The organism is Paenibacillus assamensis DSM 18201 (genome assembly GCF_000422445.1).
GTDB lineage: Bacteria > Bacillota > Bacilli > Paenibacillales > Paenibacillaceae > Paenibacillus_B > Paenibacillus_B assamensis.
Genome location: NZ_AULU01000010.1, coordinates 176,287 through 201,545, shown reverse-complemented (window position 1 = coordinate 201,545; position 25,259 = coordinate 176,287). Strand labels below are relative to the sequence as shown.

Below are 25,259 nucleotides of genomic sequence, written 5' to 3'. Positions count from 1 at the left end.
TGCCTCCTAAGATATAATTCGAATTCGCCTTAGTATACATAGTTGAAGCTGCTTTTATCAGTTGGCGAGTGTGAAACCCATCATGGAGGCAGTATCGTTATTACAACTTCACCCGCTGCAAGCGGAGTGCATTTAATACAACAGACACAGAGCTTAGAGCCATTGCTGCACCCGCCAACCACGGCGCCAGCAAGCCAATTGCTGCAATTGGAATGCCCAAGGAATTGTAAGCCAACGCCCAGAACAAGTTCTGACGAATGTTGCGCATCGTCTTGCGGCTCATCGTAATCGCATCTGGAATGCTTCTTAAGTCACCGCGCATAAGCGTTACGTCCGCCGCTTCCATCGCCACATCTGTACCTGTACCGATTGCCATACCGATGTCGGCTGTAGCTAATGCTGGCGCATCATTGATACCGTCACCGACCATAGCCACTTTTTTGCCCTGTGCTTGCAGCTTTTTAATCTCCGCCGCTTTTCCTTCAGGAAGCACCTCGGCTAGCACATGATCGATGCCTGCTTGCTTCGCAATTGCTCTCGCTGTACGCTCATTGTCACCCGTCATCATAATCACTTCTAGACCAAGCTGCTTCAGACGCGCAATCGCTTCTTGCGATGTTTCTTTAATCGTATCTGCTACTGCTACTAGACCGGCAAATTGTCCATCGATAGCAGCCAGCATCGCTGTCTTCCCAGTATCTTCAAGCTGCTGCATCTGTTCAAATGCTTGCTCGCAAGCGATATTGTACTTCGCCATCAGCTTGCGTGTACCCACCAATACTTCACGACCTTCTACTACCGCACGAATACCATAACCCGGGATCGCTTCAAACTGCTCGGAAGCTGGCATTTCAATTCCTTTCGCTGCAATACCTGCTACGATTGCTTCTGCCAAAGGATGCTCCGAGTTCTTTTCAGCAGAACCTACCCAACGTAAGAACGATGCTTCATCTACATTGGCTGTAACAACGTCAGTCAACTCAGGTTGGCCTTTTGTAACGGTACCTGTCTTATCCAGCACAACGGTCTCAATACGGTGCGTAGACTCTAAGTGCTCGCCACCTTTGAACAAAATACCTAATTCAGCAGCGCGTCCCGAACCAGCCATAATAGAGGTTGGTGTTGCCAAACCTAATGCACATGGACAAGCAATAACGAGTATAGCAATTGAAATTTCTAGAGCTGTGCTGAATTCACCCGGCGCAACCCAGAAGAACCATACTAGAAATGCAATCACACTTATTGCGACAACAATCGGAACAAAAATACCTGAAATTTGATCCGCTACACGTTGAATCGGAGCTTTTGAACCTTGCGCTTCTTCTACTACTTTTATAATTTGGGCAAGCGCCGTTTCTTTACCCACCTTTGTTGCACGAATCCGAAGGACACCATTTTTATTAATGGTAGCTCCGATAACTTCGTCGCCGACTTTTTTCTCAACCGGAATACTTTCTCCTGTCAGCATAGACTCATCTATGGATGAAGTACCAGCTACCACAACACCATCAACCGCTACTTTTTCGCCTGGCTTAACGACGACAATATCATCAATAACAACTTCATCCGTTGAAATCGTTATTTCTTGACCATCTCTTATAACAAGAGCTGTCTTCGACTGCAATCCCATTAATTTTTTAATCGCTTGAGAAGAACGACCTTTAGCAACCATTTCAAACAATTTCCCTAAAATAATCAACGTAATCAATACCGCACTTGTTTCATAATAAAGGGCAGGTGCGTGTCCCTGATGAGCGGACGTAGACCATTCGAACGATAAGTACAAACTGTAGAAATAAGCAGCCGACGTACCTAATGCGACGAGCACATCCATATTGGCACTCTTATTGCGCAAAGCCTTATAAGCGCCAACGTAGAACTGCCAACCGATAATAAATTGAACCGGCGTTGCCAACGCAAATTGGAACCAAGGGTTCATAAATATTTCTGGGAGCCAAATAAATGAAGTAAAGGAGAAATGGCTCACCATCGCCCATAGGAGCGGAAAAGAAACGATAGCCGACACAATAAATTTAATCTTTTGCGTCTTAATTTCCTTCTCACGATACCCCTCTTGGGTATCCTCATCGGACTTGCGATGTGCTTTGTATCCGAGCTGCGCGACCTTGCCCTGAATGTTATCAATCGTTACTTCCGCACCGTTAAACTCTACATGAGCTGTCTCCAGCGCAAAATTAACAGACGCATTCGTTACACCGGGAAGCTTATTTAATCCTTTTTCAATTCTCGTGGCACAAGCCGCGCATGTCATACCTGTAATCGTAAGATCAACATTTTCTTTTACCGTCTTGTAGCCAAGTTTCTCAACTGCCTTCTCCAGCTGTTCCATTTGCACTTGATCAGCTTGATAGGTTACAGAGGCACGTTCCAACGCAAAGTTAACATTCGCATTGGTGACGCCTTCCACCTTCTTCAACCCTTTTTCAATGCGGTTCGCACATGCTGCACAGGTCATACCTGATATTTGCAGCGAGGTTTGCTTCAAACCAGCCGATTGCTCCGACATTGTTATCCCTCCAGTTTAAATAATAGGATTATGTTCATTAAAATTGCTATCCACAGCAGCCTTCCATTCTGCTCGAACAACAACTTACGCTTGCTTCGATAATCAAATAATATACCCCCCACCCCTATATTGTCAACCCTGTTATTTCCTCTATTTTTTCCTTCATGCTAATTTTCTTATTCGAGCTGCTGCTTTATGTACAAAACAAGCATAGCCCTTTGACAGACGAAGGAATGGATTTTCCTTGTATGACAAAGGGCCTGCTTCCTTCTTATATCGTTCACAATGCTCACCATTCAACCTCTAGACAGTTGGTTAATCAAATGTCTTAAATGAGGATGATAACATTGATTCGTCCTTTTCACTTCTTGTTGTATCGCACCTTGATGGCGAATGGTTCCCATTGCTTCATGACGACGATAGGCTGTTAACGAAACATTTAGAAAATGAAATTTATACCCTGCCAGCATCGTCCGATACCATAAATCCAGATCATGCGTATAGGGTAAATGTTCATTAAACACACCAACGCGTTCAAACAAACTGCGATGCATCATAACGGTACAACCGTTAATCGGATTGGAATGCAGGAAGCTTTGATAGAAATCGAGCTCATGTTGGAATAAAAGCGCGGCATTCGTAGACGTCACGTTATCAAAAGGATCGATATAGTCAAAATTCGTATAGCTGATAATAGACTGTCGTTCCTGCATAAAGTGTACTTGCTGGCGGATTTTATCTGGATAGAAGCGATCATCTGAACTTAACCAAGCAATATACTGCCCTGAAGCATACTTAATGGCATGGTTTAAGGCTGATGCCGTACCACCGTTTGCTTTGCCCAAATAATGAACGCGCGGTACAAATTGACGTACTCGATCTGCATATTGAGTCGAGCCATCATCAACGACGATAATTTCGATATTTGGATAGGTTTGATTCAACGCACTTACGACGGCTCTATCCACATAAGGATCATTATAAAAAGGCATAATAATCGTTACTAAAGGCTGCATCGCTGTACAGTCACCTCCTCAGTTGGCGAAAATACTTCAAAATGTCCGCTACTGATTCTGTAAACGAGTATTCAGGTTTCCAGCCCCAACTTTCGGGCAAGGGCAATCCTTCCTGCTGATCGTTATTTATTTTTCCGCTGCTATTTGTAGACTTTGACTTAGATGAGAATTCAGCTAGCGGTGTCGTATCTTTCCATTGATACGGAATACGCGCTACAGCCATATTTTGAAATACTTCCGATACTTCCTCTAACGATCTCACTCGTCCACTCTCTACCCGATAGATGCGGCTGCTCGCACCATTTTGCAAAATATGTGCGTATGCTGCCACCGCATCTCTTACGTCTAAATAATCTCTCCAATCCGCTCTCGAACTAAAGGTGAAAGGCTGTTCATGTTCCCCTCGCTCACAGCGTGCAACATAATTACCTAGCAGCGCACATATACCTGTCGAAGGTCCAGGTCCAATCAAATTGGACGGTTCAGCCATCATAATGTGCATCGGATACAGTTGCGACCATGCTAATGCAGCCTGCTCTTGGAACCATTTGCTAATCGCGTATGGATGCAAGTTAGGACTGGAAGCAGCGGGCGCAGATTTCAGCTTGGAAGTAATGACGAGCACCCGTGTATGTGGAAGCTCTCGCACTGACTCCAAAATATGCACGGTCCCAAGCATATTAATGTGCATCGCTTCAGCAGGTGCACTCCAAGATTGCTGCACCGCATTCATACCTGCCAAATGAAGCACATATTGCGGTGCTGCTTGCTGCATAAAGTGACGCAGTGCCTTCGGTTTCAACATATCCACTTCCATTTGATTTATCGCTAACTTAGGATCGAATGACACCCTGCGTCTCACGAAAGCAGTTACTTTCATCCCCAAAGCAGCAAGTGTCTGACACGCATGCAAACCAGTAAACCCAGACGCTCCAGTCACAACAATCGAAGCGTCCTTCATTGGCGCTTCATCCAGTCTGCTAACTCTTCCAACATCGCTGGATACGGTTTGACTCTATAATCAGCATCTTCACGTGTATTAACGAGGGATTTATCACCTTCATATTTCTCATCTGGCACAATATTCACATCCAACTTGCCAAATGCCTGTTGAAATAAAGTAAGCAGCTCGTACTTGCTAATTGGGATCGGATAAGAGAGATGAATAAGTCCATAAATAGGACGCGGCAAATAATAGTCAATCGCTTTCGCTAGCTCTAGCGTCGTTACTCCGTTCCAATACACTCTTTTATAGCCTTTCACTTCCCCTTCTTGCTTCAAAAACCATTGCAGCAGACCAATACCATGGGGGCGGATTTCAGGTCCTACGATGGATGTGCGAATCGTTAAATGAGGGTTATATTGTTTTAATTCGCCCAGTGCTTTCGTTACGGAATACGTGGATGTCCCATCTGGCTTATCATTTTCAACATACTTGCCGCTCTTGCCTGAGAACACGCAATCTGTACTTATGTGTATCACTTTAGCGCCAATATAATCGGCTTTCCGTCGCAGTTGGTGCGGCAGCCATCCGTTTACTTGATAGGCTTCAAGCGGGGCACGCTCTGCCTCTTCATTTAGGATGCCTGCTGCATTAATAATGACCTGGGGACGCACCGTCTCCAGTAGCGTATCAAGATTCGTTCCGTCTGTGACATCGAGCACTAAAGACGCTTCATCCTCGATGTCTCGTGACGTGTAGAATACATGATACCCAGGCTTTTGACGGAAATAACGGACCAATATATGGCCCGCCATCCCATTACCGCCTATAATTAGCAGCTTCATTAAAGGAAGCCCCCTCGTTGCAGCATCAGATGAATTTCTTCCTTGCTTATGACATTTTGCTCGGAGCTGAAGCTATTGAATTCAACGGATGGATATAAGGCATATTTTTCTTTTAACCCTGGAATATCGAGTGTCGGTAAAATAACAAGATATTGTTCATCGTAGACGACCGTTGTTAAGCTTTCATAGTCACTCATCAATATTTCATGAATTTTCTCGCCCGGTCGTATCCCTTTTTCAATAACGGAGACCCCTTCTACATTCGATGCTTCAATAAGCACCTCTGCAAGATCAACAATGCGGCAGGTTGGCATAGTCATGACAAATATTTCACCGCCATGGCTTTCTTCCGAAGCTTTAAATAACAGCGTTATCGCATCTTGAAGCGTTAAGAAAAATCGAGTCATTTTCATATCGGTAATGCCAACTTGACGCTTGCTATGAATCTGATCCTTGAATAGATGCACAACGGAGCCATTCGTACCAAGCACGTTCCCTCCACGCACACACACGAATTGTGTGCTTGAAGGAAGCAAGTTGGCATAAACGATCAGCTTCTCTCCAATCGCTTTCGTCATTCCGTAAAAATTCGAAGGATTGGCCGCCTTATCCGTTGAAATGTAGATTACTTTTTTGACTCGATTCTCGATAGCTGCCTCGATTACATTTTGGGTTCCAACCACATTCGTTTTCAATGCCTCATAAGGCTGTTCTTCACATACGGGAACATGCTTAAGCGCTGCAAGATGATACACATAGTCCACATCTTTACACGCTGTTCGAAGCGCTTGTAGGTCTCGGATATCTCCGATACAGAAGCTAAGGCTGCTATTTTCGAATTCTCGGCTCATCGCAACCTGACTTGATTCGTTACGTGAGAATACGATAATTTCCTTCGGTTGCTGAGGCAGCAATTGACGTATCAGTTCATATCCCCACGATCCCGTACCACCGGTCACAAGGATGCGCTTATTCTTAAACATCCATTTTCCCTCCAAGCAAAAATTTCACCACAGTATGTGAAACATGGGGCTCTAAGTACCCCTTTGGACATTCCCAACTCGTCGGAAGTGAAGTCATAACGCCGATGGCTTCTACAATGTGCTGCGGCTTTAGTCCGCTAACGACGTTACTCCCACAATCGACTGTCTCAGGACGTTCTGTCGTGTTGCGTATCGTCACAGTAGGAACGTGAAAAATACAGCACTCCTCTTGGACCGTACCACTATCTGTAATCGCACAAGCTGCATGCTGCTCCAGCTTCACGAAATCAAAAAATCCAAAGGGCTCATAGCACTCTACCAAAGGGTTCAGCGACAAATGTGGAGTGCTCTCCATCCTAGCTCTCGTACGAGGATGAACACTGCAAATGATTCGCTTGCCGTAGCGTTCAGCCGTCTCATTTAAACTTTGCATAATTTGCTGCAAATGCTCTGTGCAATCCACATTTTCGGCCCGATGGGTGGTCACAATAAAATAATCTCCACGCCGCAAATTCAGCCTCGTCAATATCGTACTTGCTTCAATTTTCGACTTATAATGTACCAACACCTCATAGATCGGGTTGCCAGTCAGTATGATTCGCTGGCTTGGGATGCCTTCCTTAATGAGATGCTTCTTGCTCTGCTCGGTGTACGGCATATTAATGCTCGATACCGTATCAATGATGCGCCTATTTTTCTCTTCAGGAACTCGCAAATCGAAGCAGCGATTGCCTGCCTCCATATGCACAACAGGAATCCCTAATCGTTCTACAACGATCGCACTCAATGCACTGTTCGTATCACCGAGCAAAAGCACGCGATCCGGCTGCTCCTTCAGGCATATTTTTTCAATTTCACGAAACATAATTGAAAGCTGCTCTCCTACACTCTGCTGCTGATCGAACAATTTATAGTCTGGTGAGCGCAGTCCCATTTCCTCAAAAAAGATATCACTTAATGTGTGAGTGAAATTTTGACCAGTGTGAACAATGATATGTTTTTCCGCCAATTGATCGAGCTGCTTCATAATAAGACTAAGTCTAATGATTTCTGGTCTTGTACCCAAAATAGTCATGACACGCATCGCTTCCTCATTCACCTCCTACTCGCAGTTCGCAGCACCTTGCGCACTCTTCTAACGTTCTTCTTTCTTTTTCTTCTCCTTTGCCGCACCGATGATAGTGGTGTTTTGTGCTGTCTGGCTGCTCTAGATACACTAGACGCTTTACGACGATTTCGAATAGATTGGGATTTGCGTGATTCTTTTGGAGAAGACCGAACTCTTCGTGGTTTACGGGATTGTTTGCGCTTGTGAGTATGCTTCCTGAGACGTGAAGACCTTACCACTTCATTAGCATCTTTCGGAAGCTCATGTTGACTGTCAGCTGTACTTGTCTGCACAGGAATGATTCGTCGCTTATGTGCACGAAAGAGATTCCAAAATGCAGTCAACAGACTTCGATAATGCTCGATACCATACACTTGTCTAACTGTTGTGTAGTTATGAATACCAACTGCTGTCCGTTGTTCTGAGCTGCTAATCAATCCATTGACAATGCCGGACAATTCTCGCCAGTTACCTACATCCGCAATAAAGCGCTCATTACCTATAGATTGCTGTATTTCTTCTAACCCTCCTGAGCGATAGACGACAACAGGCTTGCCGAAGATGAGCCCCTCAAGTGCTGTCATGCCAAACCCTTCGGGAAAGAGACTCGGGGTCACGACAACATCAATAGCTGGGTATACATGCTGAATCTTGTTCTCGAAACTTACAAAATAGAATTTGTCCTTTAACGAAGAGCGCTGCACAAGCTGCTGACATCGCTCAAAATAATCTTGATGAGCAGGGCATCCGATAACGATGAACCGAGTTAATGTATTTCTTTCTGCGACTTGCATCGCCATCCACACGAAATGTTCCAGTCCTTTTTGGGCAGTTATCGTTGCTGCAACATACCCAACTAAGCACATTTCTGGAGCGATGCCTAATTCGGAGCGCTTCTTCGCTCTTGACTGAGGCCATAAGTCAGGCTCCAATGCTTTGTCGTCCCATGAAGGAGGAAGTGTAAACAGAACGGGGAGCGAAGAGGCGGGGAAAGCTTGAGGATAACATGTCATAAAGGCTACTGCCGATTGAGATATACCGATAACTGCCTCTGCATACTGATGTACAATTGCTGCTGCATGAATGGTATAAGCATTGTCTGGGATCTTCTCGGTAATTTGCCAAATGACAGGAATGTTCAGCGATTGAGCTGCTACTGCTGGGATGGCATGCACACACGTATTTGTCAGCACATAATCAGGAGCTAGACGCTGAAGCAAGCCGACAACCGCATCCCATTCCGAGTGTGCACGTAACTGCTCCAATTCAATGTGCAGATCAGCATGAGGCTCCATCATGGAGTAGAATAATCGGCAAGGCTGAACGTAGTAGGGGATCCCTGCCTTCATCGCCTCTTGTGACAATATCCCTTCCTGAGGCACGATCAGAATGCATTCGAAGTTGAAGTTGGTACGAAGTTCACGCATAAGAAAGAGAATTAATTTCTCTGCACCTGTAATATACGTTTGATTACATAAATGAGAGAAGCACACGATACGTGATCCCATAGCAGTTACCTGTCAACCGATAGGTCACAGGGTCAGTCCCCCCTCTCTTCACCAATGTACTTCAATATATTAGTACAGGTCACATATCGGCACGACATTTGAACCTTATCCAAGTGTACAATTTACTTGCGTCAGCCTATGAAAACAAAAAAACGGCCCATAAAATCAGCCGTTCCTTACATCCTTTCATTATCAGTTACCACTAATACATCCATATGACGAGCAATTCGCATTAACATTCGCATACGCCCCATATATGATTTGCGCATACGCCGTGCAGGGACACCTACTATCATTTGAGAGGCTTTATGTTCATCAGCTAGTCGAACCGCTTCCTTCGCCCAATGTCGACGCGGCACACTCAGTTGAGCAAGAAATATCCCCCCAAGTCGAACAGTTAACGCTTCGGTTTGCTCACACCATTTCAGAAATGGTTGGCTCGCAGCATGTTTACCATTTAATGATGAGAGCATATTCGATACAGGAAGACAAATAACATGCAGCTCCGCCTTTAATCGATGCGCAATTCGAAACCCATGACGGACAAGTCGTTCCGCACGCTCGTCAGGTTCAACACACACAAAGATAACTTCTTTACGCCTCCACGGCCCCCGCAGCAAGGCACGCCGTTCCCACGATTCCAATCGCTCATCGACATCGTCAGCTACTTCACGCAAGGCAAGCTCGCGTAGCCCAATCAAGTTAGGTATGCGAAAAAAGTTGTTCAGCGCCTGATCAACCTTGTCTTTTGCATAAATCAGCCCGTCCTGCATTCGTTTTTGAATCGTAGATGGGGTAACATCGATCAATTCCATCTCATCTGCAAGACGCAGCACCCCGTCAGGAACCGTTTCCCTGACACGCACCCCTGTTAAGTGCTCTACCGCGTCATTCAAGCTCTCAATATGCTGAACATTTACCGTCGACATGACTGAAATACCCGCTTCCAGTAGTTGAATGACATCCTCATAGCGCTTAGCATGCACACTGCCAGGCACATTCGTATGTGCCAATTCATCAACAAGCACTAGCTCAGGCTTTCTCACTATAATTTCTGATACATTCATTTCTTCTAATACATGAGCTTGATAGTTAATTTTCTGACGCTCGACCATAGGCAGAGCTCCAATTTGAGCAGCCGTTTCCCGTCTACCATGCGTTTCTAGAAGGCCAATTACGACGTCTATCCCCTGCTCCAGCAGTCGATTTCCCTCTTGCAGCATTTTGTACGTCTTACCAACACCAGGGGCTGCACCGATAATAATTTTAAAATGTCCACGCCTTAGACCATCCGTACGTTCCTCAAGCTCACCTGCTGTCCAACGTTTAAACGCTTGTGTCGGCATCCTTTGCTCTGTCTTCACGGGAAATACACGCTCACCTTCGCGTTCTGAACGATCTGCCACAAAGAACAAGTCCGTATGTTCCACCGCCCGCAGCAAACCATTTACAAGTGAACCATGCAGCCATTCCTGCCACCTCGACTGGCGAGAATGGCCTAGTACGATGCGCGTCATGCTGTGTGTCCATGCATATTGAGACAGCAATCCTGCCATACGCCTGCGTGAGGACAAGGGCACTTCCTCCCACGAAGCGCCTATTTTTTGCACCAGTTTCTTCAATGATCGTTGAAACGTTAATTGGAGCTGTGTTAAAGGTACAACTGGATCAACAAACGATAAAATAAACAATTCTCCGTTCAATCGTTTCGCCACCTGCTCACCACGGCGAACATGAATAGAACCGTTCCATCCATACTGGGCAAGGACGAGAATGCGCTCCGTCACACCAGAGGGTCCCTCCAAACCAAGCTCATGCCGATGCTGCTCCAATGAGCCATTCACATCATTCGCTATCGTGCGCAAAGCCAGCTCACGCAAAATGCTGAGCCGGCTTCGTTCAGAAACTCGTTTATTTTGTCTTTTCTTATTTACCGTTGCGAACGATATACGTTCTTGCTGCGAATAAGCATGCCTGCGCTCCATTAACGTTTCTGCGGATACATCCAGCAAGCGAACCTCATCTGCTGCCTGCAGCACCTCTGCTGGCAAAGTCCATTTCGGCTCGACACCAGCGATACGACGAGCTTGTTCACTAACACGCTCGTCTTCATAGGCATTCATCGTCGCAATGACACTAATCCCTTGCTGCAACAAAAATCGCACATCGTCCAACCGGCGTGTTCGTACTGCTTCAGGGCGATTCGGCTGGGCTAGACCATCTACTAGCACGATATCTGGCGCTCGTTCACACAAACGCTCCACGTCCAAATCTTCCAACTGTAACTGACCACGAATCCAGCTTATTGGTGCAACCGCTTCTATTGATGAGACGGCAGCGTCTTGCTCTGGTACAGAAGTTCCCCAGACAACATCCAAGCCTTCTTTCGCTCTTAATATACCTTCATGAATCAATTGAGTCGTCTTCCCAGCGCCACTGGCCACTGCCACAAGAATGCATAGTCGGCCGCGCCGCATCTCCTCAATGAGCTTAAGCAGCACTTCAGGCGAACGCCTGCGATAAGCATCCCCTTCTTTCATGACCAACCTCCCGCCTCGTTAATAACGTGTATCCTTCTATTTCAACAATTGGCCCAATTCGATATTCAACAACAACACATTGACTCTACTTTCACCAAACAATCCGAGATCAGGCCCTTCCGTATGCTTTTCCACTAACTGCGTCAATTGCGACTCAGACAGTCCTGTTGCTTTAACAATACGAGGGATTTGCACAGCTGCTGCTTGAGGCGTGATATGTGGATCAAGACCCGAAGCCGAATTTGTCAATAAGTCTGCTGGAACTTCAGATACCGCCACTTGTGGATTATTTTCTTTCCAATCGCTAAACGATTGTGCTGCACGCTCTGTGAGCGCTTCGTTCGACGGCGCTAAGTTGCCTGATCCGGAACCCGCTCCGTTATATTCAATACTAGATACTCGTCCGTGGAAATATTTCGAATCCGTAAAAGACTGGCCAATTAATGCTGAACCAACAATTTGACCACTATCATCCTTTACTAGACTTCCATTCGCTTGATGCGGAAATAAGGTCTGTGCTGCTGCCGTCATAACGATTGGATACACAAGCCCGCATAAGACCATAAGGCCGATGCTCATTCGGATAATGGTGCCCAGACCACCACCTTGATTATTTCCTTGTGAGTGAGAGGTTGATGATTCACGACTGTTTGATGATGAAGTGTAAGTGTTCATGCATGGTCATCCTTTCGCGTATTTACGCATGATATCCTTTAAAACCTTTTTCATATCTTATTTATCTCTAAAGAGCAGATCCTGTTGCGATCGCTGTTGTAGTCTAGTTATTTGGAATTTAGATATCACAGTTAGAACTAGACTACAGAGGCGGACACTTCGTTTATTCAACAGGATTCTGCTCTCTTTTCTTAGGCAATAATAATGAAACCATTCCCATCCTACGTCTCCTAAGTCTTCTACAAGAAGACACCGACAACTAAATCTATTAGCTTAATGCCGATAAATGGTGCCACGAGACCACCTAGTCCGTAAATCAACATATTACGGCGCAGCAGTTGTTCCGAGCTAAGCGGCTTGTAAGCTACCCCTTTCATCGCTAACGGAATGAGCAGCGGAATAATAACCGCATTGAACACAAGTGCTGACAAAACGGCTGACATTGGTGAATGAAGACCCATTATATTCAGAGCAGACAATTCAGGAATCGCTATCATAAACAAGGCAGGAATGATGGCAAAATATTTAGCCACATCGTTCGCAATACTGAACGTAGTGAGCGCACCTCGTGTCATAAGCAGCTGCTTGCCGATTGCTACGACTTCAATTACTTTTGTCGGGTCTGAATCCAAATCGACCATGTTGGCAGCTTCTTTTGCTGCTGTAGTACCACTGTTCATCGCAATACCAACATCCGCTTGCGCCAATGCTGGCGCATCATTCGTACCGTCTCCTGTCATCGCAACAAGCTTGCCTTCTCCTTGCTCTTTACGAATCAAAGCCAGTTTATCTTCCGGCTTACTCTCTGCAATAAAGTCATCCACCCCAGCTTCGCGAGCAATTGTGGCAGCAGTAAGCGGATTGTCACCCGTACACATAACCGTGCGAATACCCATTTGACGCAGCTGTTCGAACCGTTCGCGCATACCTGGCTTTACCGTATCTTTCAAATAAATAACGCCATAAATATGATTATCTACTGCCACAGCAAGCGGAGTACCGCCTGCCTTCGCAATTTTTTCAGTAACGCCATCAAGATCAGATGGAATGGAACCACCTTTACTTGCAACCCATTGCTTAATCGCATCTACCGCACCTTTACGAACGAGTCGTCCATCAGGTAAATCGATGCCGCTCATACGTGTTTCCGCTTTAAATGGTATAAATTCACCTTGCTCAGATAGCTCACGATCATAGCTAAGACTGTGCTTCGTAAGCCATTCCAATACAGAACGTCCTTCAGGTGTTTCATCAGAATGAGAGCTTACAGCTGCCCAACGCGCTAATGTCTGTACACTATTGCCATTGACCGGAATTAGATCATTCGCAAGACGGTTTCCGTAAGTAATCGTACCTGTTTTATCCAAAATGATCGTATGAATATCTCCACATGCCTCTACTGCTTTACCAGAAGTTGCTATGACGTTGAAGCGCGTAACGCGGTCCATACCAGCGATCCCGATCGCAGATAGCAAACCACCAATCGTCGTCGGAATGAGACAAACGAGAAGCGCGATTAATTCTGCCGTATGGAGCGTAATGTTCAAATATTTGCCGAAGAACGGCAGCGTAACGACTACGATAAGAAAAATAAGCGTTAGACTCACAAGTACCGTATGCAAGGCTAATTCATTTGGCGTCTTTTGACGCTCTGCTCCTTCAACCAAGGCAATCATGCGATCCAAGAAGGACTCACCCGGATCACTTGTAATACGTACTTTCACCCAGTCACTTACCACACGTGTTCCAGCTGTAACGGAGCAAAAGTCACCGCCTGATTCCTTTAGTACAGGAGCGGATTCCCCCGTAATCGCAGACTCATCAATCGATGCCAAGCCTTCAATAACTTCCCCGTCACCAGCAATGGTTTCACCTTCACGAACGATAATAATATCGCCTTTTCGTAAACTTACAGAAGAAACACGAATCGTACCTGTCGAAGTCACTTTTTGCGCCCACAAGTCTTTCTTCGTCTGCTTCAAGGAATCTGCTTGGGCTTTCCCTCTACCTTCCGCCAACGCTTCCGCAAAATTCGCGAACCATACAGTCACAAACAAAATCAAACTAACAACTCCGTTGTACCAGCGAGGAGCTGCGCTCCCAAATGCATCAGGGACAATCGTCAGCAACAAGGTGATGACAAATCCAAGTTCCACAAGGAACATCATTGGATTTTTGACCATAAACTTCGGATGGAACTTGCGCAAAGCATCAATTGAAGCTTGACGAACGATGTCTCCACCGAACATCGACTTCGATTTTTTGATTTCACTTCGAGACCCGCTATCATACGATGACGGAGTTTTCATCGATTGTACCGTACTCATTGTTTATTTCTCCTCTCGTTCGCAAACGATTATTTCCACAACGTCAAATGTTCTGCAATTGGTCCAAGCACAAGAATCGGGAAGAACGTCAGGGCACCAACAATGAGAATCGTACCGACGAAAATCGTACCGAACGTTGCGTTGCTCGTCTTAAATGTACCTGATGTGACCGGCACTGGACGTTTCGCCATAAGCGATCCAGCAACAGCCAGCAACGTAATCATGCTAATATAGCGTCCGAAAAACATAACCAATCCCGTTGATATATTCCAGTATGGTGTCGCATCGCCAAGTCCCTCGAACCCTGATCCGTTGTTTGCAGCCGAAGACGTATATTCATACAGCACCTGTGAAATGCCATGGAAGCCAGCATTCGATATCGTCTCAGGGTAAAATACAAGCGCAATCGCAGTTGGCACCAAAATTAATATCGGTTGAATAATAAGCGTTACTGCAATAAGCTTCATTTCCCGAATTTCCAGCTTACGTCCCAAAAATTCAGGCGTGCGTCCAACCATTAAGCCTGACAAAAATACCGCAATCATCGCATACATCAATACGTTAACAAAGCCTACGCCAACACCGCCGAATACCGTATTAAGCATCATATTTCCTAACGGAACTAATCCACCAAGCGGCGTTAAGGTATCATGCATTGTGTTAACAGCTCCTGTCTCAGAAGCTGTCGTAACGACTGCGTACAAAGCGGACTGTGCTACACCAAAGCGTACTTCCTTACCTTCCATACTAGGGCCAGACATACCAAGCTGATGCAATGCTGGATTGCCTGATTGTTCTGCTGTCACTGCAATACCAAGCATCATCATAAACATGATCGACATCGCAACGAAGAGTACTCTTCCTTCTTTTGCACTTCCAACGATTCGACCGTATGCAAACGGAAGAGAAGTCGTCAACAGCAGCATGAGCACAATTTGAAGCATATTGTTAATGCCATTTGTATTTTCAAACGGGTGCGCTGAGTTCACCCCCATAAACCCACCGCCGTTATTGCCTAATTCCTTAATGGATAAGAAGGAAGCGATTGGACCGCGGGCAATTTGCTGCTCAGCGCCTTGCAGCGTGGTTACCGTTTCTGTCGGTGCAAAAGTTTGTGGTGTCCCCAAAGCAATAAATAGAATCGCAGCAATGATAGCAATAGGCATTAGCACACGTACGATGCTGCGAACCAAATCAACAAAGAAGTTGCCGAGCGGCTTACCCGCAATTCCTCTCATAAAGGCAAATGCGATCGCAAGCGAAGTCGCTGGTGCCGTAAACATCATGAACGTAATGCCCAGCGTTTGAGACAAATAGCTCAAGCCGCTTTCACCGCTGTAATGCTGTAAGTTCGTATTCGTCATAAAGCTGATTGTCGTATTGAACGCCAATGTCGGCTCCATACCCGCTATGCCGCTCGGATTTAACGGCAGACTGCCCTGCAATCGTAATACCGTGTAAACAAGCAGCATCATAAACACATTCGTCAAAATTAGTGCTGTCGCATAACTTTTCCACGTCTGATTCGTTTCTTTAATGCCAAATAGCTTAAACAACAGTTTCTCTATCGGTCCAAATATACCGTTAAGCGGCATCCGTGCCCCTTCACTATGAAATACTCGTGCTAGATAAATACCTGTTGGTCGTGCCAACACTAGCACTAGCAGTAGAGTAAGGCCAATCGATACCCAGCCTAATAACGTCATCTCTCGTTCCACCTCTCTAGATTTAACCCCGCTTCGATCATTCCACTTCGCATCAGGTTCATGTACATTTCAAACTAGAACTTCTCAGGTTTAACTAGTGCGTATGCTAAATATAGAAATAGTGCTGCAATCACAATACCTAGCCCGATCATCATTTCCATCACCTCATCTATCGATTTCTTGCGAGCACCAATGTATGACGACATAGGCTGCAATTCCTAACATCAACAGTAAAATACACATCACCGCATCGAACATGTACCATTCCTCCCTTTGTCTAGTCAGATGCTGTTGCGCTCTCTTGATTTTCGCTCTTGCCGGCAAGCATACTGACTTGTCGGGACGCAAAAAGGCCACGCGGAAGGAGGTCCCTTTCCGCGTGGCCAAATAAACACAGCTATAGAAACCGTGTATCGATCCACGACGAAATAAGGCTGCCTCTACGGACGCTTACGAGGTTAGCTGACGGATTCGGACGCAAGAGTCGCCCTACCAGATGCGAATTCGACACTCCATCTATACAATGGATGCCGAGCAGTCATCCGGACTCACCCCAGACATGCAGATGCATGTCGATTGGTTCCCCCGTTCCCTTATAAAGGGACTCAGCGATGAGCAAAGCCCAAAGCTATCTGATTGTATTTCTATCATCACCTATACCCGAACAATATGAAGCTATGATCATCATAAACTCATTCAAGCAGGCTGATGGCTGTCTTGACTCAATAAATCACTCAACAGAAACGACACTTGGTCTGACTGCGTATAAATGACCATGTCTGCGCCCAACATCCGATAAATCGACTTCGGATAATTCTGTCTCGTAATTACCGTAATCATCTCGTCCGTCCAAGGACGGCACTGCTGCAGCAAGCGGCATGTCAGTGCGAAGCTTTGCTCAAATACATACATACGCCCTACAGGTACAGCTGGCAGCGCCATTGTCTTCCGGTGCGATGTCGTTTGCACGTTGCAAACATGCTTTACACCTAACTTTTCCATACTTGCTGTTAGCCGGGTATTGTTCGATATCGCGGCTACAGGTACATTCGCACCTCGCAGCTGTTTCAAAAAATCAACCCCCATCGCATTGGGAGCAAATACGGTTACCATGCGCCCCTCACTATGCATCTTGTTCATTCCTCCTGAAATCCGTACAGCGGTCATTTTCGGGTGTGAGGCCATTCGAAATGCGCCATTATACATAACGGTATTCAGGCACGCCTCTCCTCGGACGCTTACGAGGTTAGCTGTCGGATTCGGGCTCGAAGAGTTGCCCTACCAGTTCTCGGCACCAATTGCACCAATTCCTGCGATAAGCTGGAATTGCGTACCGATCTCTAGATTCACCCCAACAAACGATTACCTGCGGCCTTTCAAGCTTAGTTAGGCAGCCGTTTGCATTTGGTTCCCCCGCTTCCGCACCTTATGCGGAACTCAGCGATTTCAGACGCTACGGAATGTAGTTGCTGTTGCTGAACTGAATCTTACTCCTCTGCTCAAAGACTGTAAACAAATCACAGCGCTCATTTTAGACAATCCCTAATTATGGCAGTCATATAAACCATTTCAATCTTTTATTTTCATATCATTTCCTCGCTCAAGCTCATTCTTTCTCCATTCTTAATGAAATCGAAAGATAAAAGGAGATAATCCGTAAATAACCCCCATAATAACGCTTTCTTGAACGTTAATCCTCTTAAAACCGAAAATATTTGCCGATAATCAGCTATTCATCAAATTAGACCGCTTATCGAAAATAGACAGGCTTGCTCATTCTTCACCTACAATGCAACTTCATACATAGACAGCAAAAATACCCCCACCTAATCGTTCTAGGACGAGGGCAAAAAACACGCTCCATAAAGTAAAATCTCCTCACTCTGTTTGACGATCAAATATAATACCCAACAACTGCTGGAGACGTTTCACATAACTATGATCTTTCAACGTACGCGCTAAACCGCGCAATGCAATCTCTCTACGTTCCTCATCGTGGGTCAAATAATAGACCGCTTTTTCCAGCAAGTCGGTAGGGGTTTCGTACGTTACAAGTTCAACTCCAGGCACATAAAAACTAGCTAGATCACTTCGAGCATCTGTCAGTTGCAAAGCCCCGCATCCGTTAATTTCAAATGTGCGGGGATTAGGTGAGGTTGCTCTAATTTGCTGAGAGTTTTGGTTTACCGTTGGATCATCAAAATCTCTATGCATATTTATTACAATTTTACTACTATTATAAAATTCTGCTGTTTCTTTCGGCCCCATCCAAAGATCAAGCTTAATCGATGACTTATACTTCTTGTATTGAGGAAGCCGATCCCACCATAACCCTGAAAAATGAGTATTGTATTTCATTAATCGATCCATAATTGGCTCAAAGAAGCGAACTCGATTCCAATAGGCAGAGCCAATAAAGCTAAAGTCATATTGAAATGGGGCCGGAGACGCCCGTGGAGTAAAATGTTCAGGAAAAGCAGCAAAAGGCAAATGATGCACTTGCCTGCATCCTAAAGACTGATAGTACTCGATGGCCGTAGATTCTAATGTAAAAATATAATCATAATGAGGAGCAACCGCTGACATCCGATCCGTATAATAGGGATCATCCGTAATCCATAAAGCGGTACGGATAGCGAGAGCCTTCAGCTCAATAAGCTGCTCGGCTGGAAAATCCATGCCATCTAGAACGAGGACTAGGTCTGCACGATATTCCACAGCACTTACAGCTATTGAATCTTTAGGTCCCGATACTCGAACATCTATAGCCATTGCCTGCATCGTTGATACCACAGCTTCATCAAGCGGTGAATAAGGGAATCCTTTGCCTGATGATACGTAAATAATACGTAATTGGCGTTGGGGAGCGTGTTCAGTAAGTGTATGCACAAGCGCTTGTGCTCTACCACGAAAGTACCCTTCTCCGTATCCTCGTTCGTGTCCTTCTCGCGCTCCTTTATGGCTAGCTGACCGTACCTGATGCAGCAATGATGGTCGGGATTGCTTGACTATGCCTTTTTTCGCTGTTGCACCAGCCATCCTATTCCTCCTTCCCTGTATGCTTTGTCAGTTTAACAATGCTACCGATGGCACCGACACCGAGTAGCCCTTCTCAATGATGTCAAGCATATGATGCACCCGATGCTCAAACGTATGACGCATAAATGTGGTTTGAAGAGAGCGCATCGCGATACGCATCCTCTCTTCTTCATGATGTAAGTAGTATTCAATCTTTTGCATAAGTTCTTCGCCTGTCTGGAACGTTTCAATATCCCAGCCTGGCGTATACATTTGGGCCAAGTCACTCCGAACATCGGTAAGTTGAAATGCACCACAGGCAGCAATTTCATAGGTGCGAGGATTAATCGACTGTGCAGGAAGGTCAAATGTATTTCGATTGTCAGCCCCTTGTTCATGGGGACGATGAATATTTAATATAATTTTGGAAGAATTGTAATAATAAACACTTTCCTCTAGAGGAACCCACCCTGAACGAAGCCGCTTCCCCCAACGAGCATGCGAGACCATTCGATCCCAATAGCCACCTGCAATACAAATATCGTACTTCATAAGCTGATCCGCATAACTATCAAAAAACGCTACCCGATTCCAAAAACCGTTGCCAATAAAGCAAATATCATGGCAATAACGATAGTCTGACCGAATAGGACGGAAGCGTTCTGTTGCTGCCGCGAGAGGAAGGTGATAAACATGTCTACAGCCCAACTGCTTGTAGAAAGGAACACATTGCTGTTCATGGGTGAATACGAAGTCATAATACGGGGCTAATACTGCTGTGTCTTGAGTGAAGTAAGGATCATCGACAAACCATATCGCGGTCTTTATACCTTGTTGCTTCGCCCATATGATATGTTCAGGATGTTCCTGAGGAAATACATGAAGGGCATTTAGAACGACAATGAGATCTGGCTTGAAACGCTGCGCTTCATCTACAAGTCGGGAGGGATGTGCTTCCGCATATGCACTGCTCATTTTACTCAAAGCAATGCTGCATCCGTGGTCAATTGCTTCAAATCCTTGTGGAATATAAAGAATTCGCAACGGTGACAACTTCGGCGGCATCATAGGAATTTGTGACACGACAGCTTCGGCCGTACCAAGGCGATAACCATGCTTATATCCTATGGAGAAGCCGTCCCGTCGTCCTTTTGCACGTTCTATCTGTCTAACTTGCTGCATGGCATCACCTGAAATTCAGACATATAATCATTTTCATGTCTTGCTGCATAAAAGTTGCATTAAGCTTGCTGGCTGTATATGATATGGTGCCCATCCTCGAAGCCCTTTGCAAATCCTTCGTTAAAACCTTGATTAAATGCTTCGTTATAACTTTTATCGTACGCATGATTTACTCGCTTTTTAGATTTGGCTGATAACTTGGAACTCGTGGAGTTCGTTGTCCGTACTCTCTTCTTGGACAGACGTCTTCCTTTTGTTACTTTCTCGGTGGCAGGTTTGGTCTTTTTAGCGCTTTCTTTTGTCGACTGACGCCGAATACGCGCTTTCCGCTGCGTAGACTCCTTCCGCTTCTTCTTCACTCTTTTTTTCTTCATCTATTCCATCCCTCCCTTTGTACAGGACGATACGTTCTCCTTTTTGCACATGTCTAATTGCTCAATATGTGGGGAGAACCGATCTAACAGCGAACTTATTGCAGCTTGACTGCGTTCAATCGCCTCCAACAAATGCAGTTGGGCCGAAACTGCTCGTTCTGATCGATAGTTGCGCCGAAGATCATCGATGACAAAGCGTTGTTCTTTCAACTTCGCTCCATGCTCAGTGTCTTGCCTGGGCGCTTGCGCTTGAAGCTGCTTCATGCCATTTCATCCAAATCAAGCTGACCTTTAAAGCCATCATTATTCGCATGACCTGCACCTTGTTCATCCTGTCCTTCAGGATCAAGAATCGTCTGCATATTACGGTTCAAACTTTGTTGTAATCTTGTTAATCCAGCAATAACCTCTATCACTTGAGCATGGACATCTAGCGCATCCTTCGTCTGTTCATGAGCGTCGTTCGCGTTGTCGCTCGCTATCATGTGATTAAGCAGCCAATTACGTACTTTCTCTGCTTCCAATGTTTTGGCTTCCAGCATAATCGCAATATTCCATTGCATGTCCGCCATAGATTCCAAAATTCGAATGTTGGCATGTTCACGATCCAAATGGGTCCCTCCTGACTGCTAATGAATAACGTAACTGCTTTTTTATTCTTCTTCGGGCTCATGCAGGTCTTTCAACACCAACTTCAATTGATCAGCCATGGCATCTTCTAATTCAGCAATACTCATCATATAATCGATGAGGCAACGAGTAACTTGTCCTGATTGTACCTTTACCTCAGATATATGCTCGACTTGAGGAAGCTCATCCGGAACAGCATGAACGAGTTGTGACATTCTAACGGCCACCTGACGCTTTGCCTGCAATATTTTTGCCATCTGATTATGCGTGTGAGCCATATGGACAATAATTTCATTCACTTTATCTTCAGGCTTCATAGGTCATTCCTCCGTTCAATTCAATGGTCCACTTTGCCCATAATAGAACTGCTGCCTCTATTTCGTTCTAGATTGATATACGATATGCCACTTCCGTGCTAAAGCTCACCGTCATCTGCCTATCAATTGCCCTTGGATATAAAATCATTATCTATCGACCAGCATGCAGACCTGAAAACTCCGCTGCAGCCTGCATGCTCAAGTCGACTTTATTCCCATCACAAATTTCCGTTTACGAGGACTGGTGCAGCCATGATCGGCAGCCCCTCTACCAACTGCGATTTCTCAACCCCTGATCGTGACATCACCCTATCATTCAGCTTCCAACGCTTAAGCACATATTCGCTTATCAACATGCGACATGTATTTCCATCTCGTTGAAACCAATGACCGCTCTCTGTAACAAACACCCCTCCATCAGGTATCGTGTCGTCAAGAGTCATCGTTCCCCGCCACTTCTCAGCCGCTATATCAGCTTCTATATCCGAACCTGTCGGCCAGGACAATAGCTCAATTTGAGACAGCTTAACCGTAGGAAATGGGTATGCCCCTCGAATCGGATACTTAATCCCCTGCTCCACCCAATAAACAGTCCCATTCAATCCTGTAACCGCCACATGGGTCGGGTAAAAGGAAATAGCTCTCCGGGAGGCAACTGTATCCAACTCGCCTTCCTTAAACACGGCTTGAGACTCGGACCATTCCGTTACTCGCTGAACCCACTCGTAAGGATTGCTCCATTTCTGCTCATAGAAGGCTTCATTTTTTTTATAAATTTCTTGCAGCTGCTCGCCAAGCTCCCTCATACTTTGACTGCCTAAATGATGAATGAAACAATCACCAGCAATCGCCAACTTTCGACCTGCCAATCGTGTACGAATGACGAAGTCTTCATCCTCAAAGTTTCCGATCTTATACCCTTCATCTAAGTAGCCGGTCTGTTCAAAAAATGATTTATGAAAAAGCATACAAAAACCGACTATCCGCTCAACGAATTTCCATTTGCTCGCGTCCTGCTCATTGTGCTGCCTTGCGAATTGCTGCATTTCTTGATTCGTACTATAGGAAACCTCAATCTGTTGTTCCCCGCTAATATAGTTGGTTACGGGACCAACCATACCAATCGCAGGATCACTTTCTAAGCAGTGCAGCAAATTACCTAGCCAATTCGTTGTTACGATAATATCATTGTTTAACAAACATATCGTGTTTCCTTTTGCCATTTTCAAACCGGTATTCATAGAGCCTGCAAACCCGTAATTTTTGTCGTGTATATGATAGCGAATCTGCCCTGACAACTTGCGCAAATAGGCAGCTGTTCCGTCCGTTGACGCATCGTCCACTACAATAATTTCATGTGCCTCTGATGTATACTGCTGAATACTAGCGATACATTGTTTGAGCAAGTTCAACTTGTTGTAAGTCGGAATAATAATGCTAGTTCCCTCTATATGATGGTCGAATTGCTCCTTGCCTGAAGCAATGCCCATTTGATAGCCTGCCGCATATCCTTTTTTGTAATGTTCTTTAGCCAGTCTACGTCTCGAATTAGAGCGTTTTAATGGCGTACTACGCAGCTTGCGGTTACGCTGGCCCTGGCCGCTACGCCTATGCTGCTGAGATAGTCGTGACAATACGTCCACCTCCGTTTCATGAACATTCGCTAAAAACTCATCTGTCCTTCTGCTAGCCTATTTGCTAAATGACCGAAGTCCAAAGCAACCTTACCTAGCTCAGAAGCGATACGTTCCGCGATAATAACAGCGGGAATGCCTGCCGACACTAATGCAATATCAAAGGTGATGGAGGCTGCTTCCCTCATAACACGAGGAATATCCTTCATTCCTGATACTGAAGCAATCATGCCGCTAATGATAACTCCCCGCTTCGAAAGTAACTTCCCTAATGGTTGAGCTGCATTGCCGATAAGTAGTACATTTCTGCCTTGCAATAGCTGTTGCAAATATCCAAGCTGAGCGATTAAATAATTCACCGTCGAATAGGTAATTCGCATATGCTGCAAAGATAGACTGTACTCGCGACAAACTGGATACAAAAGACCTTGAAAGTAAGGAAGTCTCGAAATAGGAATGCCTACATAAGTAGCTCTTCTTACCGACTCCGCCAGCGCTTCACGCCCTTTGTAATCAGGCACGGTCATACCAGATGTGGCAACGAACGGGGAGTGATCACGAATTTCTTGAGAGGATATAAGACGATCATGGGCTAATGCCAATAATTCTCCATCTCCAAGTCTAACGACCGATAGCGGTCTCCCCTCCAACAGCGCTTGCTTCATATCAACAAAGATGGCAAAAGGATCAGTAAGAGGCAGAAGAAGATGTTTAACTTGTTCGAATCCCAAAGAAATAATATGGTCTAATGAAATATCCGGTAAAATAAGATGCTCTGGAATAAGCTGTTGCAGCAAAGCTTCTCCTCCATCGTACTTTCCTTTCATATAGGCTTTTCTATATGTTTTTTCTGTCTCTATTTTTGGTTCGACCTGTACGTTAGCAGGTTCAGTTGAGAGATTCTCCTTGTCGGTTAAAGAAGAAGGCGAGGGCTCGTGAACAGTGGATGGAGTATAATCGGGGAGCAATTCGATAGCAGCACCTTCAGGCAAGGGAGACGTATACTGTCGCTTCAAATTAGAGGAACGGCGAGCATGTGGGCTGTGTTTACGGGAGCGCCATCTATTTCGCGCATTCTTGTCACCTTTGCTCCGTTTACTTACACGCTTCATCACACGACGTCTTTTGCGGAATCCTTTCTCTTTGACAGCAGCACGCCGCTGACGCTGTGAAGAAGCTGCAGCAGCGCTCATCGCTTACCTCTCCTTCCAAGTTTAATACGTGCAGCATACAACGATTCATACGTTCCAGCGTCCGTCCACCACCCATTCAAAATATTAAATTGCAGCAAGCCTTTAGACGCATAGGCATTATTCACATCTGTTATTTCTAACTCACCACGAGCAGAAGGTGATATATGGCGAATGTGCTCAAAAACAGCTGTATCGTACATATAAATGCCTGTGACACAATAGCTAGATTTGGGCTTGCGCGGCTTTTCTTCTATTTTAATAATACGCTCAGGTTCTAGTTCATCCAGCACAGGAACCCCATAACGATGCGCATCCTTTACTTTTTTAAGCAGCACCCGTGCCTCACCGTCACCTTGGCTTTCGAATTGCTGTAGATAGGGCTTTAAGCTATCGTGAAATAAATTGTCACCTAACAGCACAACAAAACGTTCATTCGGAGCTAGAAAAGGTTCAACTAAAGATAATGCTTGAGCAATTCCTCCCGCTTCCTCTTGGATTAAAAATGATACATGTACACCTAGAGACTGACCGCTTCCGATGAAGTCCGCGTATAAAGGTACGGATTTGCTGCCAATTACAATAAACAGATCCGTGATCCCCGCTTCCTTCATTCGTTCAATCCCATAGTAAATCATCGGAAACTTGCCTATCGGAATTAGGTGCTTATTCATCATCTTTGTTAAAGGCAGCAAGCGCGAACCTGTACCACCGGCTAGAATGATCCCTTTCACCT

At 45.3% G+C, this 25,259-nt stretch carries 22 protein-coding genes and 2 riboswitches; all 22 genes read right to left on the bottom strand.

Translation table 11 applies throughout. The features are described from left to right. Positions 1-100: 100 nt before the first annotated feature. Entirely contained in the window at positions 101-2,527 is a 2,427-nt protein-coding gene (locus H580_RS0106945; RefSeq protein WP_028594134.1) for a heavy metal translocating P-type ATPase, read from the bottom strand. Positions 2,528-2,823: 296 nt separating this feature from the next. Beyond that, positions 2,824-3,543 carry a glycosyltransferase gene (locus H580_RS0106940; RefSeq protein WP_028594133.1) on the bottom strand — a complete coding sequence of 240 codons (720 nt, stop codon included), beginning with the start codon at positions 3,541-3,543 and terminating at the stop codon, positions 2,824-2,826. A 10-nt stretch (positions 3,544-3,553) separates the two neighbouring features. Beyond that, positions 3,554-4,504: an NAD-dependent epimerase/dehydratase family protein gene (locus H580_RS0106935; RefSeq protein WP_028594132.1), complete on the bottom strand. Its 951-nt coding sequence runs from the start codon at positions 4,502-4,504 to the stop codon at positions 3,554-3,556. Next, on the bottom strand, positions 4,501-5,331 hold the full coding sequence (locus H580_RS0106930; protein WP_028594131.1) for a dTDP-4-dehydrorhamnose reductase family protein: 831 nt from the start codon (positions 5,329-5,331) through the stop codon (positions 4,501-4,503). Before H580_RS0106930 ends, H580_RS0106935 begins: the two co-directional genes overlap by 4 nt. After that, positions 5,331-6,314, bottom strand: coding sequence for a polysaccharide biosynthesis protein (locus H580_RS0106925; protein WP_028594130.1), 984 nt, complete (start codon positions 6,312-6,314; stop codon positions 5,331-5,333). Before H580_RS0106925 ends, H580_RS0106930 begins: the two co-directional genes overlap by 1 nt. After that, the gene (wecB, locus tag H580_RS0106920) at positions 6,307-7,398 is read right to left on the bottom strand and encodes a non-hydrolyzing UDP-N-acetylglucosamine 2-epimerase (protein ID WP_028594129.1); all 1,092 of its coding nucleotides are present in this window, start codon (positions 7,396-7,398) and stop codon (positions 6,307-6,309) included. The genes H580_RS0106925 and wecB overlap by 8 nt, the downstream gene beginning before the upstream one ends. Before the next feature lie 11 nt (positions 7,399-7,409). Then, the gene (locus tag H580_RS23610) at positions 7,410-8,930 is read right to left on the bottom strand and encodes a glycosyltransferase family 4 protein (protein WP_051217305.1); all 1,521 of its coding nucleotides are present in this window, start codon (positions 8,928-8,930) and stop codon (positions 7,410-7,412) included. Between the two features lie 176 nt (positions 8,931-9,106). Next, positions 9,107-11,470, bottom strand: coding sequence for a histidine kinase (locus H580_RS0106910; RefSeq protein ID WP_028594128.1), 2,364 nt, complete (start codon positions 11,468-11,470; stop codon positions 9,107-9,109). A 36-nt stretch (positions 11,471-11,506) separates the two neighbouring features. Beyond that, entirely contained in the window at positions 11,507-12,145 is a 639-nt protein-coding gene (gene kdpC, locus H580_RS0106905; protein WP_028594127.1) for a potassium-transporting ATPase subunit KdpC, read from the bottom strand. Between the two features lie 239 nt (positions 12,146-12,384). Next, positions 12,385-14,472, bottom strand: coding sequence for a potassium-transporting ATPase subunit KdpB (kdpB, locus tag H580_RS0106900; protein WP_028594126.1), 2,088 nt, complete (start codon positions 14,470-14,472; stop codon positions 12,385-12,387). A gap of 29 nt (positions 14,473-14,501) precedes the next feature. Further along, positions 14,502-16,178: a potassium-transporting ATPase subunit KdpA gene (kdpA, locus tag H580_RS0106895; RefSeq protein WP_028594125.1), complete on the bottom strand. Its 1,677-nt coding sequence runs from the start codon at positions 16,176-16,178 to the stop codon at positions 14,502-14,504. A gap of 74 nt (positions 16,179-16,252) precedes the next feature. After that, the gene (gene kdpF / locus H580_RS25770) at positions 16,253-16,384 is read right to left on the bottom strand and encodes a K(+)-transporting ATPase subunit F (RefSeq protein WP_084509022.1); all 132 of its coding nucleotides are present in this window, start codon (positions 16,382-16,384) and stop codon (positions 16,253-16,255) included. A gap of 227 nt (positions 16,385-16,611) precedes the next feature. Continuing rightward, a riboswitch (cyclic di-AMP (ydaO/yuaA leader) is annotated at positions 16,612-16,799 on the bottom strand. 75 nt (positions 16,800-16,874) lie between these two features. After that, positions 16,875-17,318, bottom strand: a complete 444-nt coding sequence (locus tag H580_RS23605; RefSeq protein WP_245583510.1) for an HAD family hydrolase — start codon at positions 17,316-17,318, stop codon at positions 16,875-16,877. 79 nt (positions 17,319-17,397) lie between these two features. Further along, positions 17,398-17,631, bottom strand: a riboswitch (cyclic di-AMP (ydaO/yuaA leader). Positions 17,632-18,056: 425 nt separating this feature from the next. Further along, on the bottom strand, positions 18,057-19,217 hold the full coding sequence (locus tag H580_RS0106880; RefSeq protein ID WP_051217304.1) for a CgeB family protein: 1,161 nt from the start codon (positions 19,215-19,217) through the stop codon (positions 18,057-18,059). A 27-nt stretch (positions 19,218-19,244) separates the two neighbouring features. Next, positions 19,245-20,378, bottom strand: coding sequence for a CgeB family protein (locus H580_RS23600; RefSeq protein ID WP_051217303.1), 1,134 nt, complete (start codon positions 20,376-20,378; stop codon positions 19,245-19,247). Positions 20,379-20,437: 59 nt separating this feature from the next. Beyond that, positions 20,438-20,752 carry a hypothetical protein gene (locus H580_RS23595; RefSeq protein ID WP_036604782.1) on the bottom strand — a complete coding sequence of 105 codons (315 nt, stop codon included), beginning with the start codon at positions 20,750-20,752 and terminating at the stop codon, positions 20,438-20,440. Continuing rightward, on the bottom strand, positions 20,753-21,016 hold the full coding sequence (locus tag H580_RS0106865; RefSeq protein WP_028594123.1) for a hypothetical protein: 264 nt from the start codon (positions 21,014-21,016) through the stop codon (positions 20,753-20,755). Continuing rightward, positions 21,013-21,363, bottom strand: coding sequence for an alpha-helical endospore appendage domain-containing protein (locus tag H580_RS0106860; protein ID WP_028594122.1), 351 nt, complete (start codon positions 21,361-21,363; stop codon positions 21,013-21,015). The genes H580_RS0106865 and H580_RS0106860 overlap by 4 nt, the downstream gene beginning before the upstream one ends. A 42-nt stretch (positions 21,364-21,405) precedes the next feature. After that, positions 21,406-21,699, bottom strand: a complete 294-nt coding sequence (locus tag H580_RS0106855; protein ID WP_028594121.1) for a hypothetical protein — start codon at positions 21,697-21,699, stop codon at positions 21,406-21,408. Between the two features lie 218 nt (positions 21,700-21,917). Next, a complete protein-coding gene (locus tag H580_RS0106850; RefSeq protein WP_051217302.1) occupies positions 21,918-23,342 on the bottom strand; it encodes a glycosyltransferase family 2 protein in 1,425 nt (474 codons plus the stop codon). A gap of 20 nt (positions 23,343-23,362) precedes the next feature. After that, positions 23,363-24,526, bottom strand: coding sequence for a GT-D fold domain-containing protein (locus H580_RS0106845; protein WP_051217301.1), 1,164 nt, complete (start codon positions 24,524-24,526; stop codon positions 23,363-23,365). Beyond that, positions 24,523-25,257: a sugar phosphate nucleotidyltransferase gene (locus H580_RS0106840; RefSeq protein WP_028594118.1), complete on the bottom strand. Its 735-nt coding sequence runs from the start codon at positions 25,255-25,257 to the stop codon at positions 24,523-24,525. Before H580_RS0106840 ends, H580_RS0106845 begins: the two co-directional genes overlap by 4 nt. Positions 25,258-25,259: the final 2 nt, after the last annotated feature.

Coding starts and splice junctions, on each gene's coding strand:
- H580_RS0106945 (WP_028594134.1), bottom strand. CDS start 2,527: ATGTCGGAGCAATCGGCTGGTTTGAAGCAAACCTCGCTGCAAATATCA.
- H580_RS0106940 (WP_028594133.1), bottom strand. CDS start 3,543: ATGCAGCCTTTAGTAACGATTATTATGCCTTTTTATAATGATCCTTAT.
- H580_RS0106935 (WP_028594132.1), bottom strand. CDS start 4,504: ATGAAGGACGCTTCGATTGTTGTGACTGGAGCGTCTGGGTTTACTGGT.
- H580_RS0106930 (WP_028594131.1), bottom strand. CDS start 5,331: ATGAAGCTGCTAATTATAGGCGGTAATGGGATGGCGGGCCATATATTG.
- H580_RS0106925 (WP_028594130.1), bottom strand. CDS start 6,314: ATGTTTAAGAATAAGCGCATCCTTGTGACCGGTGGTACGGGATCGTGG.
- wecB (WP_028594129.1), bottom strand. CDS start 7,398: ATGCGTGTCATGACTATTTTGGGTACAAGACCAGAAATCATTAGACTT.
- H580_RS23610 (WP_051217305.1), bottom strand. CDS start 8,930: ATGGGATCACGTATCGTGTGCTTCTCTCATTTATGTAATCAAACGTAT.
- H580_RS0106910 (WP_028594128.1), bottom strand. CDS start 11,470: ATGAAAGAAGGGGATGCTTATCGCAGGCGTTCGCCTGAAGTGCTGCTT.
- kdpC (WP_028594127.1), bottom strand. CDS start 12,145: ATGAACACTTACACTTCATCATCAAACAGTCGTGAATCATCAACCTCT.
- kdpB (WP_028594126.1), bottom strand. CDS start 14,472: ATGAGTACGGTACAATCGATGAAAACTCCGTCATCGTATGATAGCGGG.
- kdpA (WP_028594125.1), bottom strand. CDS start 16,178: ATGACGTTATTAGGCTGGGTATCGATTGGCCTTACTCTACTGCTAGTG.
- kdpF (WP_084509022.1), bottom strand. CDS start 16,384: ATGTCGTCATACATTGGTGCTCGCAAGAAATCGATAGATGAGGTGATG.
- H580_RS23605 (WP_245583510.1), bottom strand. CDS start 17,318: ATGAACAAGATGCATAGTGAGGGGCGCATGGTAACCGTATTTGCTCCC.
- H580_RS0106880 (WP_051217304.1), bottom strand. CDS start 19,217: ATGGCTGGTGCAACAGCGAAAAAAGGCATAGTCAAGCAATCCCGACCA.
- H580_RS23600 (WP_051217303.1), bottom strand. CDS start 20,378: ATGCAGCAAGTTAGACAGATAGAACGTGCAAAAGGACGACGGGACGGC.
- H580_RS23595 (WP_036604782.1), bottom strand. CDS start 20,752: ATGAAGAAAAAAAGAGTGAAGAAGAAGCGGAAGGAGTCTACGCAGCGG.
- H580_RS0106865 (WP_028594123.1), bottom strand. CDS start 21,016: ATGAAGCAGCTTCAAGCGCAAGCGCCCAGGCAAGACACTGAGCATGGA.
- H580_RS0106855 (WP_028594121.1), bottom strand. CDS start 21,699: ATGAAGCCTGAAGATAAAGTGAATGAAATTATTGTCCATATGGCTCAC.
- H580_RS0106845 (WP_051217301.1), bottom strand. CDS start 24,526: ATGAGCGCTGCTGCAGCTTCTTCACAGCGTCAGCGGCGTGCTGCTGTC.